The organism is Pseudorhodoplanes sp., assembly GCF_035565855.1.
Classification (GTDB): domain Bacteria; phylum Pseudomonadota; class Alphaproteobacteria; order Rhizobiales; family Xanthobacteraceae; genus Pseudorhodoplanes.
Genome location: NZ_DATMRX010000155.1, coordinates 1 through 14503 on the forward strand (window position 1 = coordinate 1; position 14503 = coordinate 14503).

Annotated in this window: 18 protein-coding genes; 10 read left to right on the forward strand and 8 right to left on the reverse strand. The window is 64.4% G+C overall.

What is annotated here, in order from left to right:
• Positions 1–846: aldehyde dehydrogenase family protein (locus VN004_RS08465; protein WP_325608909.1), on the reverse strand; the 846-nt coding region annotated here is incomplete at its 3' end.
• 144 nt (positions 847–990) lie between these two features.
• Between VN004_RS08465 and VN004_RS08470 the strand changes: the two genes are divergently transcribed.
• Together VN004_RS08470 and VN004_RS08475 are read left to right on the forward strand one after the other, a co-directional pair.
• Positions 991–1980, forward strand: a complete 990-nt coding sequence (locus tag VN004_RS08470; protein WP_325608911.1) for a tripartite tricarboxylate transporter substrate binding protein — start codon at positions 991–993, stop codon at positions 1978–1980.
• Between the two features lie 7 nt (positions 1981–1987).
• The gene (locus VN004_RS08475) at positions 1988–3073 is read left to right on the forward strand and encodes a mandelate racemase/muconate lactonizing enzyme family protein (protein ID WP_325608913.1); all 1086 of its coding nucleotides are present in this window, start codon (positions 1988–1990) and stop codon (positions 3071–3073) included.
• Here the strand turns inward: VN004_RS08475 and VN004_RS08480 are convergent, their stop codons facing one another.
• Positions 3074–3922 (reverse strand): IclR family transcriptional regulator domain-containing protein, encoded by an 849-nt coding sequence (locus tag VN004_RS08480; RefSeq protein WP_325608915.1) that lies wholly within the window; start codon positions 3920–3922, stop codon positions 3074–3076.
• 200 nt (positions 3923–4122) lie between these two features.
• On the opposite strand from VN004_RS08480, the gene VN004_RS08485 reads away from it, so the two are divergent.
• The 5 genes from VN004_RS08485 to VN004_RS08505 all read left to right on the forward strand — a co-directional run bounded on the left by VN004_RS08485 (position 4123) and on the right by VN004_RS08505 (position 9198).
• Positions 4123–5259: a CoA transferase gene (locus tag VN004_RS08485; protein WP_325608917.1), complete on the forward strand. Its 1137-nt coding sequence runs from the start codon at positions 4123–4125 to the stop codon at positions 5257–5259.
• A 131-nt stretch (positions 5260–5390) separates the two neighbouring features.
• Positions 5391–6209 (forward strand): p-hydroxycinnamoyl CoA hydratase/lyase, encoded by an 819-nt coding sequence (locus tag VN004_RS08490; protein WP_325608919.1) that lies wholly within the window; start codon positions 5391–5393, stop codon positions 6207–6209.
• Positions 6209–7378 (forward strand): acyl-CoA dehydrogenase family protein, encoded by a 1170-nt coding sequence (locus VN004_RS08495; protein WP_325608920.1) that lies wholly within the window; start codon positions 6209–6211, stop codon positions 7376–7378. Before VN004_RS08490 ends, VN004_RS08495 begins: the two co-directional genes overlap by 1 nt.
• On the forward strand, positions 7375–8151 hold the full coding sequence (locus VN004_RS08500) for a citryl-CoA lyase (protein ID WP_325608921.1): 777 nt from the start codon (positions 7375–7377) through the stop codon (positions 8149–8151). Before VN004_RS08495 ends, VN004_RS08500 begins: the two co-directional genes overlap by 4 nt.
• A 78-nt stretch (positions 8152–8229) precedes the next feature.
• A complete protein-coding gene (locus tag VN004_RS08505; RefSeq protein WP_325608922.1) occupies positions 8230–9198 on the forward strand; it encodes a tripartite tricarboxylate transporter substrate binding protein in 969 nt (322 codons plus the stop codon).
• Between the two features lie 115 nt (positions 9199–9313).
• On the opposite strand, the gene VN004_RS08510 is transcribed toward VN004_RS08505, so the two are convergent.
• From VN004_RS08510 to VN004_RS08525, 4 genes are all read right to left on the reverse strand, one after another.
• Entirely contained in the window at positions 9314–9442 is a 129-nt protein-coding gene (locus VN004_RS08510; RefSeq protein WP_325608924.1) for a hypothetical protein, read from the reverse strand.
• A 21-nt stretch (positions 9443–9463) separates the two neighbouring features.
• Positions 9464–9706: a hypothetical protein gene (locus tag VN004_RS08515; RefSeq protein WP_325608926.1), complete on the reverse strand. Its 243-nt coding sequence runs from the start codon at positions 9704–9706 to the stop codon at positions 9464–9466.
• A 125-nt stretch (positions 9707–9831) separates the two neighbouring features.
• A complete protein-coding gene (locus tag VN004_RS08520) occupies positions 9832–10050 on the reverse strand; it encodes a hypothetical protein (RefSeq protein WP_325608928.1) in 219 nt (72 codons plus the stop codon).
• Positions 10051–10287: 237 nt separating this feature from the next.
• Positions 10288–10515 (reverse strand): hypothetical protein, encoded by a 228-nt coding sequence (locus VN004_RS08525; RefSeq protein WP_325608930.1) that lies wholly within the window; start codon positions 10513–10515, stop codon positions 10288–10290.
• Between the two features lie 289 nt (positions 10516–10804).
• On the opposite strand from VN004_RS08525, the gene VN004_RS08530 reads away from it, so the two are divergent.
• The 3 genes from VN004_RS08530 to VN004_RS08540 all read left to right on the forward strand — a co-directional run bounded on the left by VN004_RS08530 (position 10805) and on the right by VN004_RS08540 (position 13537).
• Entirely contained in the window at positions 10805–11830 is a 1026-nt protein-coding gene (locus tag VN004_RS08530; protein WP_325608932.1) for an LLM class flavin-dependent oxidoreductase, read from the forward strand.
• A gap of 103 nt (positions 11831–11933) precedes the next feature.
• Positions 11934–12848 carry a methylenetetrahydrofolate reductase gene (locus VN004_RS08535; RefSeq protein ID WP_325608934.1) on the forward strand — a complete coding sequence of 305 codons (915 nt, stop codon included), beginning with the start codon at positions 11934–11936 and terminating at the stop codon, positions 12846–12848.
• Positions 12845–13537: an aldolase/citrate lyase family protein gene (locus tag VN004_RS08540; protein ID WP_325608936.1), complete on the forward strand. Its 693-nt coding sequence runs from the start codon at positions 12845–12847 to the stop codon at positions 13535–13537. Before VN004_RS08535 ends, VN004_RS08540 begins: the two co-directional genes overlap by 4 nt.
• A 3-nt stretch (positions 13538–13540) precedes the next feature.
• Here VN004_RS08540 and VN004_RS08545 read toward each other — a convergent pair whose 3' ends face one another.
• Both VN004_RS08545 and VN004_RS08550 read right to left on the reverse strand, forming a co-directional pair.
• Positions 13541–14014 (reverse strand): cupin domain-containing protein, encoded by a 474-nt coding sequence (locus tag VN004_RS08545; protein WP_325608938.1) that lies wholly within the window; start codon positions 14012–14014, stop codon positions 13541–13543.
• Positions 14015–14061: 47 nt separating this feature from the next.
• Positions 14062–14253, reverse strand: a complete 192-nt coding sequence (locus tag VN004_RS08550) for a hypothetical protein (RefSeq protein WP_325608939.1) — start codon at positions 14251–14253, stop codon at positions 14062–14064.
• Between the last annotated feature and the right edge of the window lie 250 nt (positions 14254–14503).

Below are 14503 nucleotides of genomic sequence, written 5' to 3' on the forward strand. Positions count from 1 at the left end.
CCCCGCGACCTCGTCCGGGTCGGCATCGCCGAAGGCGATCAGCGCGTTCTTGCCGCCGAGTTCAAGCAGCACCGGCTTCACCGTGTCGGCGGCGGCCTTCATCACCGCCCGTCCGGTCGGCACACTGCCGACCAGCGCGACCATCGCAATGTCGGGATGGGACGAGAGGCGCGCGCCGGCATCCTTGCCGCCGGGCACAACATTGAATACGCCGGGCGGGAACAGCCCGTCGCACAATTCGGCAAGGCGCAGCGACGACAGCGGCGCCTGCTCCGGCGGCTTCACGACGATGGTGTTGCCGGTCGCGAGCGCGGCTGCCGATTTTCCGGCGCAGAACATGAAGGGATGGTTGAACGGAATGATACGGCCGACCACGCCTCGTGGCTCCCGCACCGAGAAATTCACCACGTCGGGCCCCATCGGTATCGAGGCGCCCTTCACCTCTGTCACGAGGCCGGCGAAGAATTCCATCTGCGCCGCGGCGATCTGCGCGTCCGCGAGCATTTCCTTGACCGGGTTGCCGCAATCGGCGGCGTCGATCATCGCCAGTTCGCCGGCATTCTCGCGCAGGATCTGCGCGACGCGCTTGAGGATGCGGGCGCGCTCGAGCGGGGGCACCCGCCGCCACTCCTTGAAGGCAGCCTTGGCCGACGCGATCGCGGCATCCATGTCCGCGACGTCGCATTCCGCAACCTTGCCGAGCGATGCGCCAGTGCCCGGATTGATGGTGTCCACATAGCGCCCGTTCTTCGGCGCATGCCACTTGCCGCCGTAATACGCATCGCGGTGTTCCGGGAGCGTGACCTTGCTCGGAATCGCCGGTTGCGGCGGGGTCATGGTGTTCATTGGCTACCTCCTACTTGTGTGGGCCGGTTCATGGGCGGAGTGGAGCGTATTGACAAGGGGGTAGACGCAAAGACAAGCTTAGAACGGTAAAAGTTCATAAGGGCGATAATCGCCCAACTTAGTTTGTGGGACGAGGGGACGCCGATGAAAGTTCGTGTTGCGATCGCATCCGTTCTGCTGCTGCTTGTGTCAGCCATCTCCATGCCGGCCATGGCGCAGACCAAGCCGGAATCGCAAGCCTGGCCGAACCGGCCGATCACCATCGTCGTTTCGTTCGGCGCCGGCGGGACCGCCGACATTCTCGCGCGCATGATCGGCGAGGAATTGTCGACCGCTTTGGGCCAGCCCGTGGTGATCGAGAATCGTCCCGGTGCGGGCGGCAATCTTGGCGCGCAGACAGTCGCGCGCGCGGCGCCGGACGGTTACACGCTCCTGATGAGCGGCAGTCCGACGCATTCGGTCGGCCCGCATCTGTTCAAGAATCTCAGCTTCGATCCGATGAAGGACATCCCGCCGGTCGCCATGATCGCGACGGCGCCGAACCTGCTCGTGGTGAATTCCAATCTGCCTGTGAAATCGCTGAAGGAGCTGGTGCAGCTCGCCCGTGACAAGCCCGGCACCGTCACCTTCTCCTCGGCCGGCATCGCAACGTCCGGCTACCTCGCGGCCGAGATGCTGAAGTCTACTGCCAAGCTCGACATGTCGCATGTGCCCTACAAGAGCGGACCGGAAGCCGTGACGGGTGTCCTCTCCGGCGATGTCAGCTTCATCTTCTTCACCGTTCCGGCGCTGCTGCCGCAGGTCAAGACCGGCAAGCTGCGGGTGTTGGCGATTACCGGTGCCGAACGCAGTTCGCTCGTGCCCGATGTGCCGACCGTCGCGGAATCCGGGTTCTCCGACTTCGACGTGCAGGCCTGGTTCGCCTTGTTCGCACCCAAGGGAACACCGGAGCCGGTGGTGCAGCGCATCGCGGCCGAGGTCGAAAAGATCCTCAAGCGTCCCGATATCCGCGAGAAGATGGCCAAGCTCGGCGCCGAGCCGCGTTTCATGAATCCGAAGCAGTTAACTGATTTCGTCGCCGTCGAGTCTCCGAGATTCGGCAAGTTGCTGGAAGGCGCACAAGCCGCCAAATAAGTGCACGATGCGTCTCGCTGATTATTCGCTCCATGCCTATGCGCTGCCCTATGCGCGGCCCGTGGTGTGGAGCGATATTGTAGAGGAGGCCGCGCCCTTTGTGCTGCTGCGGCTGACCGCGGAGAGTGGCGAGACCGGCGTCGCCGAAGTCAGCGTGAAGCCGACATGGGGCGGGGTGACGGCCCGCAGCCTGATCACGACGATCGAGGAGATTTTCATCCCGCTGCTGCGGACACTCGATATGTCCGATCCGCATGCAACACGGCGCGCGCTCGATCGCATCCCGGAAAATCTCGCCGCCAAGTGTCTGGTGGACAATGCCTGCTGGGACTTGAAGGCCGCGCAAATGCAGCGTCCGCTTTGGCAGACCTGGCAGGGCAGCCGGCGGGTGGAATTGTCGTGGGCGGTCACGCGACAGACGCCGCAGGTCATGGCGGCGGAAGCCGCCGACATGCGCGAGCGTTACGGGTTTCGCACGCTCAAGGTGAAAGGCGGACAGGGCGTCGCCACCGATATCGAGGGCATTCACGCGATTCGGAAGGCCGTCGGTGAGGACGTCGCGCTCTATGTCGATTGCAACGGCGCTTACCAGCTCGACAACGCGCTCGATTATGCGCGCGCGGTCGCCGATGCCGGCGCGCGTGTGATCGAGGACCCATGTCCGTTCTCGCCGGACCCTGCATTCGCGGCGTTGTGCGCGGACAGCCCGATTCCCGTGCTCGTGGATTTCTACGCCTGGTCGCTGCGCGATGCGCGGCTGTTTCTCGCGCAGGGCGCGCAGGCCTTGAGCGCCAAGCCCGGCCGGTTCGGCCTGTCGGATTGCCGGCTGATGCAGGATGCCGCGGATGCGGAAGGGCGCGGCGTCGTCGCAGGCCTGATGGGCGAGAGCGCGCTTGGGACGTTCGCGGCATTGCAATTTGCGGCGGCGCTGCGACAGCCGATGCTGCCGGCGGAATTGACCTGGTATCTCGCCATGACCGAGCAGGTGACGAGCGAGCTTCCGGTCATCGAGAATGGCTGCGTCACGCTGCCCGACACGTCTTCGGTGGCGTCGATGGTGGACTGGGACGCGGTGAAACGCTTCGCGCTGTAACTAGCGGGCCGTTTCGCGGCCGGTGACGAGGCGCGCCGCGCGCGCCGAGAAGCGATCGGCGTTGCCGGTCTGTCCGCGTGCCTGGAGCGTTCGTTCGAGGCTTGCGGCGGTTTCGAGCAGCAGCGGAACGTGATCGCGCACAAGCTTTGGATTGCCGGCGCCGTAATTTGCAACATTGATCGCGCCCAGCAGGCTGCCATCCGCATTGCGGATCGGCGAGGCGATGCCGACGATGCCGCGGGTCAGCACGTTCGACACCAGCACCCAGCCCTGCTTGCGCGCCTTTTCAATGGATGCCTTGAGATCGCGCAGGCTGATCGGCAGCTTGCCGACTTGCGCCTTCAGCGACTTCAGGTAGCGCTCGAAGTCCTCTTCAGAGAGTCCGGAGAGAAGCGCGTGTCCGAGCGATGTCGACCAGGCCGGCACGCGCCCGCCGATGCTGACGGAAATCTGCAGGATCTTCTCGCCGGACGAGCGCGCCACGAACAGCACCTCGTCATTGTCCAGCACCGCAAAGCTGGAGGATTCGTGCGTGCGCGCGGCGAGATCGTTGAGGAAGGGCTGGACCAGCCGGTCGATCTGCATCGACGAGATATAGGCATAGCCGAGATCGAGCACCTTCGGCCGCAGATAGAAGCGGTCGTCTTCCGACCCGAGATAGCCGAGATCCTGCAGCGTCAGCATATAGCGGCGCGCGGCGGCGCGGTTGAGGCCAGTGCGTTTGGCGACGTCGGTTGGACGCAAACGCTGCGCGCTCGCATCGAAAGCCCGTATGACCATCAGGCCGCGGGCCAGCGATTCCGAGAACCAGGACGGCGGCTTTTCCTTGGTGGTGTCCTTTGTAACCATGCGTTCAGAGGACGTTGTGGATCCGGGCTGCATTGACAAGCTGGAAGGCGTTGGCCATCCTCAGCGCGATTAAAAACCATAAGAGCGGTATTCGCACAAGCCCGCGTGAGGGAGAGCGTTGCAAATCGAGCGATGGGGCCGGGCGGCAACGCAGCGGCCGGACCGCGTGCTGGCGTGCGAGCCATGATGGACAGGCGACCATGACCCAGCCACTCGACGGCATTCTGGTGATCGAGCTCGGAACCATGATAACGGCGCCGCTCGCCGGGATGATGTTGGCCGATCTCGGCGCCCGCGTCATCAAGGTCGAGCATCCGAAGGGCGGCGATCCGTTCCGGGCCTATCGGGGCGATCTCTACTCGCCGCATTTCTCCGCCTATAACCGGAACAAGGAGAGCATCCAGCTCGACCTGCAAAGCGAGAGCGGGCAGGCCAAGCTGCACAAGCTGTTGAGCCGCGCCGACGTGCTGCTCGACAATTATCGGCCGGGCGTCTTGGCGCGGCTCCGTCTTGACGACGTGACGCTGGAGAAGCTCAATCCGCGTCTCGTGCGCTGCTCGATAACCGGCTTTGGCGACAGCGGGCCTTACCGTGATCGTCCGGCCTACGATTCCGTCGGCATCGCAATGAGCGGGATTGCAAGCCTGCTGCTCGATCCGCAGAGGCCCGATGCGGCAGGGCCGACCATCGCCGACAATGTGACCGGCATGTATGCCTGCTACGGCATCCTTGCCGCGCTACTCAGCCGGGCGGTCACCGGCAAAGGCGCGCGCGTTGCGACCAACATGCTCGAATCGGGAATCGCCTTCATCCCGGACACCTTCGCAACCTTTGCGCGCCTTGGCATCGTCAGTGGATCGCATACGCGGGTTTCCACCTCGCAATCCTATGCCTTCGCGTGCGCCGACGACCGCATGCTGGCGCTTCACCTGTCCACGCCGGACAAGTTCTGGAAGGGCCTCCTCGCCGCGATCGAGCGGCCCGAACTGGCCGACGACGAGCGCTTTTCGACCCGCGATGCGCGGGTGACCCATTACGAGGTTCTGAAAGCCGAACTTGCCGCTGCGTTCAGGACGCAGCCGCGCGCCGAATGGTGCCGCCGCCTCGAGGCCGAGGACGTGCCGCATGCGCCGATCTGGTCGGCCGACGAGGTGATCGAGGATCCGCAGGTCCAGCACCTTCGCACATTCTACGAGATGCAGCATCCGAGGCTCGGGACCGTCACCGGCATCGAGCGTCCGGTGCTGATCGACGGCGAGCGCGGACCGCACCGCATGCCGGCGCCGGCGCTCGGCGAGCATAACGCCAAGATCGCAGCGGAATTCGGCCTCGACTGATCTGCATGGCGCCATGCGGTGGCGGCATTGTCAGCGCGAAAGCGCGATGCTAGCGTGGGCGAATAGTGAGTTAGTGGGCGATAATCGCACAATCGCGAGACGCCGGCCTCAGCGAGGGAACGGAGCAGGGCATGAAGTACGAAACGTTATTGATCGACATCGCCGATGGCGTCGCGACCATCACGCTGAACCGGCCCAACAAGCGCAATGCGATGAGCCCTAGGCTGCATCAGGACATGACCGCCGCGCTTGAGGCGCTGCGCTATGACGATGCCGCGCGCGTTGTTGTCATCACCGGCGCCGGCCCCGCCTTCTGTGCCGGCATGGATCTGAAGGAGTTTTTCACCGAGCTGAAGGACAAGCCCGGCGAATACGACCGCATCACCCGCCTCGCCGTCGAATGGCGCGGGCGCACGCTGCGCTATTATCCGAAGCCCACCATCGCGATGGTCAACGGCTTCTGTTTCGGCGGTGCGTTCTCCATCGTCGAGGGCTGCGACCTCGCCATCGCTGCGGAGGAGGCGACGTTCGGCCTGTCCGAAGTCAACTTCAAGCTGTTTCCGGGCGGCTGCGTGTCGAAGTCGCTGGCCAACCTGCTGCGTCCGCGTGACGCCCTCTGGTACGGCATGACGGGCCGCCCGTTCGGTGGCAAGGTTGCGGCCGAGATCGGCTTCGTCAACATAGCGGTGCCGCTCGCGAAGCTGCGTGACGAGACCATGACGGTGGCGAAGGAGATCGCGGCGAAGGATCCGTGGGCGCTCAAGGCGACCAAGGAAGGCTATCGCTTCTCGCTCGAAATGAGCTGGGATGCCTCGATGAGCTACACCTCGGCCAAGGAATTCGAACTGATCTCGCGCCAGAATGATGCGTGGCGCACCGAAGGTATCGGCGATTTCCTCAAGGGCGAATACAAGCCCGGTCTGGAATCGCACGACCGCAAGCGAGCCTGATGCTGACGCCGTCTCGCGATCAAGGCTCGTCTCTGCCGACGCGCGCGGAGCTGGATGCGTTCCGCGCCAGCCTCCGGCGCTTCATCGAGCGCGAGGTGATGCCGTTCGAGCGTCGCACTATGAGCGACGCCGACCGGCAGGCGATCCAGGACAAGGCGAAAGCCGCCGGCTTCTGGCTTCTCAACGTCCCCGAGGAGCTGGGCGGGCAGGGGCTCGGCTATCTCGCGATGGCGGTGTTCTGGCATGAGGTGTCGCGCACCATCGCGATCCCCTCGCGCGATCATTCGCTGTTCGGGCCGACCGTGGGGCCCATCCTGATGGGGCTGACCGGAAAGCAGCGCGAGCGTTATCTCGATCCCGTGCTTGCGGGCGAAAAGGCCGCGTGCTTCGCCCAGACCGAACCCGATGCAGGCTCAGATCCTGCCGCGATGCGCACCCGCGCCGTCCGCAAGGGCGACCGCTATGTCATCAACGGCACCAAGCGCTTCATCACCCACGCGGAGAAGGCCGATTTCGCGCAGGTCATCGCCTGCACCGATCCGGTGAAGGGCGCCCGCGGCGGCATTTCGTGCTTTCTGGTGGACATGGACACGCCCGGCCTCAAAATCGCGACCCAGCATACGACCATGATGGGCGATGCGCCCTGCGAACTCGTGTTCGAGGATGTCGAGGTGCCGGAAGAAAACCGCGTCGGCGATGAAGGCGAAGGCTTTGCGATCGCACAGGGCTGGCTGAACGAAGGACGTATCCGGCATGGCGCCCGCGCCTGCGGCGTTGCCGAACGCTGTCTCGAACTGACTCTCGATTATGTGAAGCAGCGCAAGACCTTCGGTGAACCGCTCGCCGAGCGCCAGGGCGTCCAGTGGATTCTTGCCGATTGCGCCACGGAATTGCATGCCACGCGCCTGATGGTCGAAGACGCTGCGGCCAAACTCGACCGTGGCGAGGATGCGCGCACCGAGACCTTCATGGTCAAGGTTTATGGCGACGAGATGGGCTTTCGGGTCGCCGATCGCTGCCTGCAATTGCACGGCGGCATCGGCCTCACCACCGAATTGCCGATCGAGAAATTCTGGCGCGATCAACGCAGTTTCATGATTACCGAAGGGCCGACCGAAGTGCTTCGCACGGCGCTGGCGCGGCAAATCCTTCGCGGGGGCCTGGCATGAAAGAACGCAAGAAACTGAAGTCCGGCATGGGCTGGAGCACCCGCGACAGCATCACGGTGCGCGGCTTCGACCTGACCACGCAACTGCTCGGCAAGATCGATCTCGGGGGCATGGCTTTCCTCGAGATCAGGGGCAGGCTGCCGAATCCGCAGGAAGCGGAAGTGTTCAATGCGCTGCTGATCACGCTGGTCGAGCACGGCATGACGCCGCAGGCGATGACGGCGCGGCTGATTAACATGGCGGCGCCCGAAGCCTTGCAGGCCGCGGTCGCGGCGGGTCTCTGCGGCGTCGGCAGCGTTTTTGCGGGCGGCTCGGAGCAGATCGCGCGCGTGTTGCAGGAGGCGATTAAGAACCGCAAGGATGGCGAGTCGATCTCAGACCTTGCGAGCGCAATCGTTGCCGATTTCACCGCACGCAAGCAGCCGATCCCCGGCATTGGTCATCCGCTCCACAAGCCCATCGATCCGCGAACGCCGGTGCTGTTTGGCATCGCCGAGCGCAACGGCTTTCGCGGCGAATATGTCGCGCTCCTCGAAGAGATCTCGAAGCAGGCCGAAGCCAAGCTGAAGCGCGAATTGCCGATCAACGCCACCGGCGCGATCGGGGCAATCCTGTGCGAACTGGACTTTCCGTGGCGCATCTGCCGCGGGATCGCGGTGATCTCGCGCGCGGTCGGACTTGTCGGGCATCTGTCCGAAGAGATGCAAAATCCGCTCGCCCGCGAAATCTGGGAGAGGGCCGAGCAGGAAGTCTTCGACAATCGCGATCTTTAGTTTCGCTCAAGCCGCGATCCGGCATTCGGACGCGGTCAAAAAAACAAGGCCAAACGGCCACACAAAAGGGAGGTTCGCTTGATCAGACGCATCGCATTTGCTGGCGCAGCTTTGGTGCTGGTCACTGTCTCCGCATCCGCGCAGAATTGGCCGACCCAGCCGATCCGCTGGATCGTGCCGTATCCGGCCGGTGGCGGCACCGACCTGATGGCGCGGACGCTCGGCGTTCCGCTGGAAAAGACGCTCGGACAGCCGATCGTGGTCGAAAACAAGCCGGGTGCGTCCACCGTCACCGGGACCGCGGCGCTGACGCAGGCCGAACCCGATGGGCACACCGTCGGCATGGTGTTCGACTCGCTGGCGATCAATGCCGCGCTTGGTATGAAGCTGCCCTACGATTCCGAAAAGGACTTCGCGCCCGTGATCAATCTGGCACGCGTGCCGCTGGTGCTGATGGTCAATTCCAGCCTCGTGCCGATGAAGACGCTGCCGGAACTGGTCGCTCATGCAAAGGCCAATCCGGGCTGGTTCACGTTCGGATCGCTCGGACCGGGCAGCCCGCACGAAATCGGCTTCGCCTGGCTGAAGACGCTGACCAAAATGGACGCGCTCATCGTGCCGTATCGCGGCGTCAACCCTGCGCTGCAGGATCTGATCGCCGGCAACATCAAGGGCATGTTCCTCGGCGTTGCGGTCGCGGACGAATTCATCAGGCAGGGCAAGCTGCATGCCATTGGCGTGTCGTCGAAGGATCGCCTGAAGAGCGCGCCCAATCTGCCGACCATCGCGGAGCAAGGCTATCCGGAATATGACTTCGTGACCTTCTACGGCCTGGCCGCGCCGAAAGGTACGCCGCAGCCGATCGTCAGGAAGCTGAACGAGGCAATCAACGCGGCGCTGAAACTTCCCGAAATCCGCGCCAAGATCGATCCCACCGGCGCCGAGATCGTTGGCGGAACGCCCGAAGAATTTGACGCATTTCTGAAGGCCAACATGAGCAAGCTGAAGCGCATCGTGACCGAAGCCGGCATCAAATCGGCCAACTAGCGCTGTTTCGGCTTTCACAGCAGCGGCCGTTCTCGCGCTGTCGTCGCCACGCAAGTGGGGACGACGGCGCTCGTGGCCGGCTTTGGTCCGCGTCGCCGGGTAGCGGTTTAAGGATTCAGCCGCGGTTCCGTCGCGTCACCATGACAAGAGCGATCCCGACCACGACGCCAACCACGAAGACAACCACGGCGACCTGCGTCAGCCCGACCGCGATGACCTGTTCGACAAGCGATCCGAAATTCATGAATGCGGTCTCTCGGCGCCGTCACTCTTTGCTTTTCAGGTGCTGTTCGTTTGCGCTGATGAAGGATCGGATTTCGTCGCCCATCGCCAGGAGCTTCAGCCACTGCTCCTTGTAGAGGGTGACGGGAAAGCGTCCGAGCCCATAGACCGAGACGCCGCCCTTGTCGCTGACCTTGATGCGCGCTGTCCCGGACTGCGCCTTCTTGAGCGCTTCGTTCTCGCTCTTGAGGCGCTCGAGTTCCGCTCTCAGATCGTCGTCCGACATGTCGGTTCCTCGTTTTTCTTGCCGCCAGCAACAGGCAGTCGGCCTCCACATAGACAACGGCGGCGGAAATGACAAAGGCCCGGCTCTTGCGAGACCGGGCCTGTGCGTCTGTTTGGGCTGATGGCTTAGTAGCCGTAGGAGCCGTATCCGTAGGACTTGTAGCCATACGACCGGTAGCCGTAGCCGTATTCGTAGGACTTGTAGCTGTAGTGGTAGGTCGGCGTGTAGTGGTACGAGTTGTAGCTGTAGCCACCGTAATAACCGGCCGAAGCCGTGGTCGGCGCGAGCGCGGCAACGGTGAGAGCGGCAGCAGCGGTCAGGCCGAGAATGGTGTTGCGGATCATGGCGAAGTCCCCTTGCGATCTGTGGGAGCGGGTATCGCGTCCCTGATGGACATTGGTCGGCCGGTCCGGCCGATTGGTTCACGGCCGGGGCGCTCGCAGCGCCGACCTCACGCGAGCGTGATTGTCGTGGCCGGCTGGCCGGGCAGCCAGCTGACAAAGGTGCAGACTTAAAACGTGCAGAATCAAAAGACCCGGCCTCCTGAGAGACCGGGCCTTGGGCCTTGAAAGGCGAAACTCTTAGTAGCCGTAAGAGCTGTAGCCGTAAGAGCCGTAGCCGTACGACTTGTAGCCGTAATGGCCATATCCGTGGCCGTAGGACTTGTAGCCGTAGGAGTAGCTCGGGGTGTAGTGGTACGAGTTGTAGCCGTAGCCACCGTAATAACCGGCCGAAGCCGTGGTCGGCGCGAGCGCGGCAACGGTCAGAGCAGCGGCAGCGGTCAGCCCGAGAATGGTGTTGCGGATCATGGCGAAGTCCCCTTGCGATTGGCGGGAGCGGGTATCGCGTCCCTGATAGGTATTGGTCGCCTGCCCGGAGGCGTTGGTTCAACGGCAGGGCGTGACCCGCCGGACTCTCACGCGACGGTGAATGCTGGATCGGGTCGCCCGGGGCGGGCGGACCGAACGCCGCGATTTGCAGGCATGCCTTGCGCTCCGCCGGGTTGAAACCGTGCGTGAATTGCGATTGGGTCGGTCGCCTGTTGGCCCGGCACGCCGTGATGGCGAGAAGAACCGGATCATGCGGGGGGAGCACGTGTTGAAATTTGGATTGTTCGATCACCTGGATGCCGACGGCACTCCGCTCGGGGAGATGCTGGAGAACCGCCTGAAGCTGGTCGAACTGGCCGACCGCGAAGGCTTCTACGGCTTTCACATGGCGGAGCATCACTCGACGCCGCTCGGCTGGGTTCCTTCGCCGAGCGTGTTCGTCTCCGCGGCGATCCAGCGCACCAGGCGCCTGCGCATCGGACCCTTGGTCTATGTGCTCCCGATGTACCACCCGCTGCGGGTCTACGAAGAGATCTGCATGCTCGATCACATGAGCAACGGACGCCTCCTGTTCGGCGTCGGCCGCGGCGCGGCGCTCGTCGAGCACCAGCGCTACGGCATCGATCCTGCGCATGCGCCGGCCATGTATCACGAGGCTTTCGCGGTGATCATGAAGGCGTGCGAGTCGGACATCCTGAATTTCGAGGGCAAGTACTACACCTTCAAGGACTATCTCGTTCAGAACAAACCGGTACAGCGTCCGCATCCGCCGATCTGGTATGGCGCGCCGAACGCCGATGCCGTCGGCTGGGCCGCCCCCAATTCCGTCAATATCGTATCGCTCGGCCCGGCCGCCCGCGCGCGGACCATCACCGATCGCTATCGCAAGGAATGGGCCGATCTCGGCCGTAACGCCGCCGACATTCCGATGATGGGCATCACCCGCCATATCGTGACCGCTGCGACCGACGCAGAGGCAAAGGACCTCGCGCGGCCGGCTTACGCGGTCTGGCGCAAGGCCATCGAGATGCTGTGGGCGCGGTCCGGCGTGCCGTTTGCGCTCACGCAGGTCTATCCGCAGAGCTGGGACGAACTCGAGGCGATCGGCCACGGCATTGCCGGCTCGCCGTCGACGGTGCGCGACTATATCGGCAAGCTGCAGGCCGACAGCGGGGTGAATTATGTGCTGGGCCAGATGATGTTCGGCACCATGTCCCCCGCGAACGCCGCCACCTCGATCCGTCTATTCGCGCAGGAGGTGATGCCGGCCTTCGCGTCGCGGGCCGCCGCCTGACGCGATGCGGCCCCTTTGCCCACGCTTGACGCAAGGGCCCGATTGGGGCCTGTACGCATCTCCTCCTCCTCGTGAGGCAACCTCTATGTATGTGTGGTCCTGAATGTCCTCAGCTCCCGCGCGTCTCGAAGACACCCTGAAATCCGGCAAGTTCGTTCTGACCGCGGAAATCACGCCGCCGGTGTCGTGCGACAAGAACGATCTCCTCGAAAAGGCGCTGCCGCTGCGGGGCCTCGCCGACGCGGTGAACGTGACCGATGGCGCGGGCGCGAGAGCCCATATGGATTCCGTCACCTCCGCCACGATCCTGTTGATGAATGGGATCGAGCCCATCCTCCAGCTCACCTGCCGCGACCGCAACCGGCTTGGGCTGCAGGCCGCGCTGATGGGCGCCGCCGCGATGGGGGTGCGCAACCTCCTCGCCTTGCGCGGCGACGACCCGACGCAGGGCGACCAGCCGGAAACCAAGCCGGTCTTCGATCTCGACGCGAAGGGCCTGCTCGCGACCGCGGCGCGGATGCGCGACGCCGGCGAATTGCCGTCCGGCAAGAAGATCGGCGGCAAGGCCGACTTCTTCCTCGGCGCCGCCGATGCGCCGATCGATCCCGCGCCGGACTGGAAGCCGGTCAGCCTCAAAGGCAAGGTCGATGGCGGGGCGCGGTTCGCGCAGACCCAGTTCTGCATGGATGCCGGCGTGCTGCGCCGCTACACCCAGCGCCTGAAGGAGGAGGGCGTCATCCCCGGCCTCTCGATGATCATCGGCGTCGTGCCGTTCCGCTCGGCGAAATCGGCGCGCTGGATCAAGGAAAAGCTGTTCGGCTCGATCGTGCCCGACGCGATGATCGATCGCATGGAGAATGCATCGGACGCTGTCGCCGAGGGCAAGGCGATCCTCACCGATTATCTCCTCGAGATTTCGGAAATCCCCGGCGTCGCCGGAGCGCATATCATGGCGCCGATGAACGACGACGCTGTCCCTGAGGTCATCGAAGCCTTCCGCAAGCGCAAGGGCCAATGACGCAGCTGCGCACCGCACTGAAATCGCGGCTTGCACGCCGCGATTTCGTCATCGGGCTTGCGCCGAAATTCTCCTCCCCGGATCTGATCGCGGCGCTCGCGCCGCGCATCGATTACGTCTTTCTCGATTGCGAGAATGCCGGGCCGGATGTGGAGCGCATTCCCGATCTCGTTCGCGCCGCGCAGGCGGGCGGGGCTGCGGCTTTGCTGCGGCCATGGTCGAAAGATCCCGGCGTGCTGCGCCGCTATCTCGGCTGCGGCATCGACGGCTTCATCATGCCGGACGTCGAGACGCCGCAGGAGATCGCGGCGGTGCGGGCGCTGATGCGCGACATCCGCCCGGACGAGGCCGACACGCTCCTTTATCTCGCGCTGATCGAAACGCAGGCCGGCGTCGCCAATGCGCGCGATCTCATGCTCGCCGAGGGCTGCGACGCAACGCAGATCGGCACCTCGGACCTCGCCGTGTCGTTCGGCCTGCCGCGCCGCGGCGACCACGCGCAGGTGCGCGAGGTCGCGTTCGGATTGCTCGACCTCGCGCGCTCGCTCGGCAAGTCGGCGGGCTGCCCGGTGAACAAATACGGCCTCAAGCCGGTGATCGACGCCGGCGGCAATTGCGTCATGCTGTTCATGGCCGATGTGCTCACCGCCGGGCTCGACGCCGCGATGACCGACTGGCCGCGCCGCTGAGACTCACTTCACCGGCTCGACATCCTTCGCGCCCTTCGCGCCGATATAGACCGCGAGCAGGCGCACCGGCACGGCGCCGGCATTGAAGCCGTAATGCGGCACGTCCATCGCCTCCATCACGCTGTCGCCCTTTTTGTAGGTGCGGATGCCGTGCGCGCCGTAATCGACCGACAATTCGCCTTCGAGGATATAGGCGAACAGCGGCACGCCATGCTTGTGCGGGATGGTGCGCTGGCCGGGCGCAAGCGTGATGATCGAGGCATTCACATGCGGCTCGCCCGCCGGATAGCGCAGCTTTTCGCCGAGGATGGTGGTCGAAGTGGAGAGGAGCGGCACCATCGGATAGCCCGCCTCGTTGGCGGGCGCCTTTGCGTCCGGCGCCTTTGCCGCCGGTGCGTCGGGCGCGCGCTGCGCGAGGGCCGGCCCGGCGAGGGCGAGGAGGAGGGCGCAGAGAAAACGGCAGGCATTGCGACGCATATGAAAAGCCTTCAGGTTGCCCCGCCGGTGCCCGCGGGGAATCGGGATCAGGAATCCTGCGGCGGCGCGTTGCGCGCCACAAGCATCAGGCCGATGGCTGCGACAACGATGCCGAGCATGGCCGGCAGCACGGCTTCGGTGAACATGTTGACGCCGCGCGACATCATCATCACGCCGAGAAAGCACATGGCGGCCCACAGAAGGCCGATGACGATGAGCACCATGCCGAGAATTCTCATGACGCCTGGCTCCGGGCCTCGTGATTGCAGCGGCCGCGCCGATGCGGCCCTGTTCTTTAAGGCGCGGGCGCGCCTGTCGTCGCATCTTGCATTCCATCCCTTGAGGAAACCCAAGGGCGCGCGGAACGCCGGGCTTTCAGCCAAGCCCATGGCCTCATGCGCAAGTGTGAAAGCGCATGAGATTGTAGTCACCACGGACCGCCGATTGCGTCGGCGTTCCGCGCGCGGTGTTTGAGGCTTGCTCCGCGAA

Coding starts and splice junctions, on each gene's coding strand:
- VN004_RS08540 (WP_325608936.1), top strand. CDS start 12,845: ATGACGCAGCTGCGCACCGCACTGAAATCGCGGCTTGCACGCCGCGAT.
- VN004_RS08515 (WP_325608926.1), bottom strand. CDS start 9,706: ATGTCGGACGACGATCTGAGAGCGGAACTCGAGCGCCTCAAGAGCGAG.
- VN004_RS08520 (WP_325608928.1), bottom strand. CDS start 10,050: ATGATCCGCAACACCATTCTCGGCCTGACCGCTGCTGCCGCTCTCACC.
- VN004_RS08500 (WP_325608921.1), top strand. CDS start 7,375: ATGAAAGAACGCAAGAAACTGAAGTCCGGCATGGGCTGGAGCACCCGC.
- VN004_RS08475 (WP_325608913.1), top strand. CDS start 1,988: ATGCGTCTCGCTGATTATTCGCTCCATGCCTATGCGCTGCCCTATGCG.
- VN004_RS08485 (WP_325608917.1), top strand. CDS start 4,123: ATGACCCAGCCACTCGACGGCATTCTGGTGATCGAGCTCGGAACCATG.
- VN004_RS08470 (WP_325608911.1), top strand. CDS start 991: ATGAAAGTTCGTGTTGCGATCGCATCCGTTCTGCTGCTGCTTGTGTCA.
- VN004_RS08525 (WP_325608930.1), bottom strand. CDS start 10,515: ATGATCCGCAACACCATTCTCGGGCTGACCGCTGCCGCTGCTCTGACC.
- VN004_RS08490 (WP_325608919.1), top strand. CDS start 5,391: ATGAAGTACGAAACGTTATTGATCGACATCGCCGATGGCGTCGCGACC.
- VN004_RS08550 (WP_325608939.1), bottom strand. CDS start 14,253: ATGAGAATTCTCGGCATGGTGCTCATCGTCATCGGCCTTCTGTGGGCC.
- VN004_RS08510 (WP_325608924.1), bottom strand. CDS start 9,442: ATGAATTTCGGATCGCTTGTCGAACAGGTCATCGCGGTCGGGCTGACG.
- VN004_RS08545 (WP_325608938.1), bottom strand. CDS start 14,014: ATGCGTCGCAATGCCTGCCGTTTTCTCTGCGCCCTCCTCCTCGCCCTC.
- VN004_RS08535 (WP_325608934.1), top strand. CDS start 11,934: ATGTCCTCAGCTCCCGCGCGTCTCGAAGACACCCTGAAATCCGGCAAG.
- VN004_RS08480 (WP_325608915.1), bottom strand. CDS start 3,922: ATGGTTACAAAGGACACCACCAAGGAAAAGCCGCCGTCCTGGTTCTCG.
- VN004_RS08495 (WP_325608920.1), top strand. CDS start 6,209: ATGCTGACGCCGTCTCGCGATCAAGGCTCGTCTCTGCCGACGCGCGCG.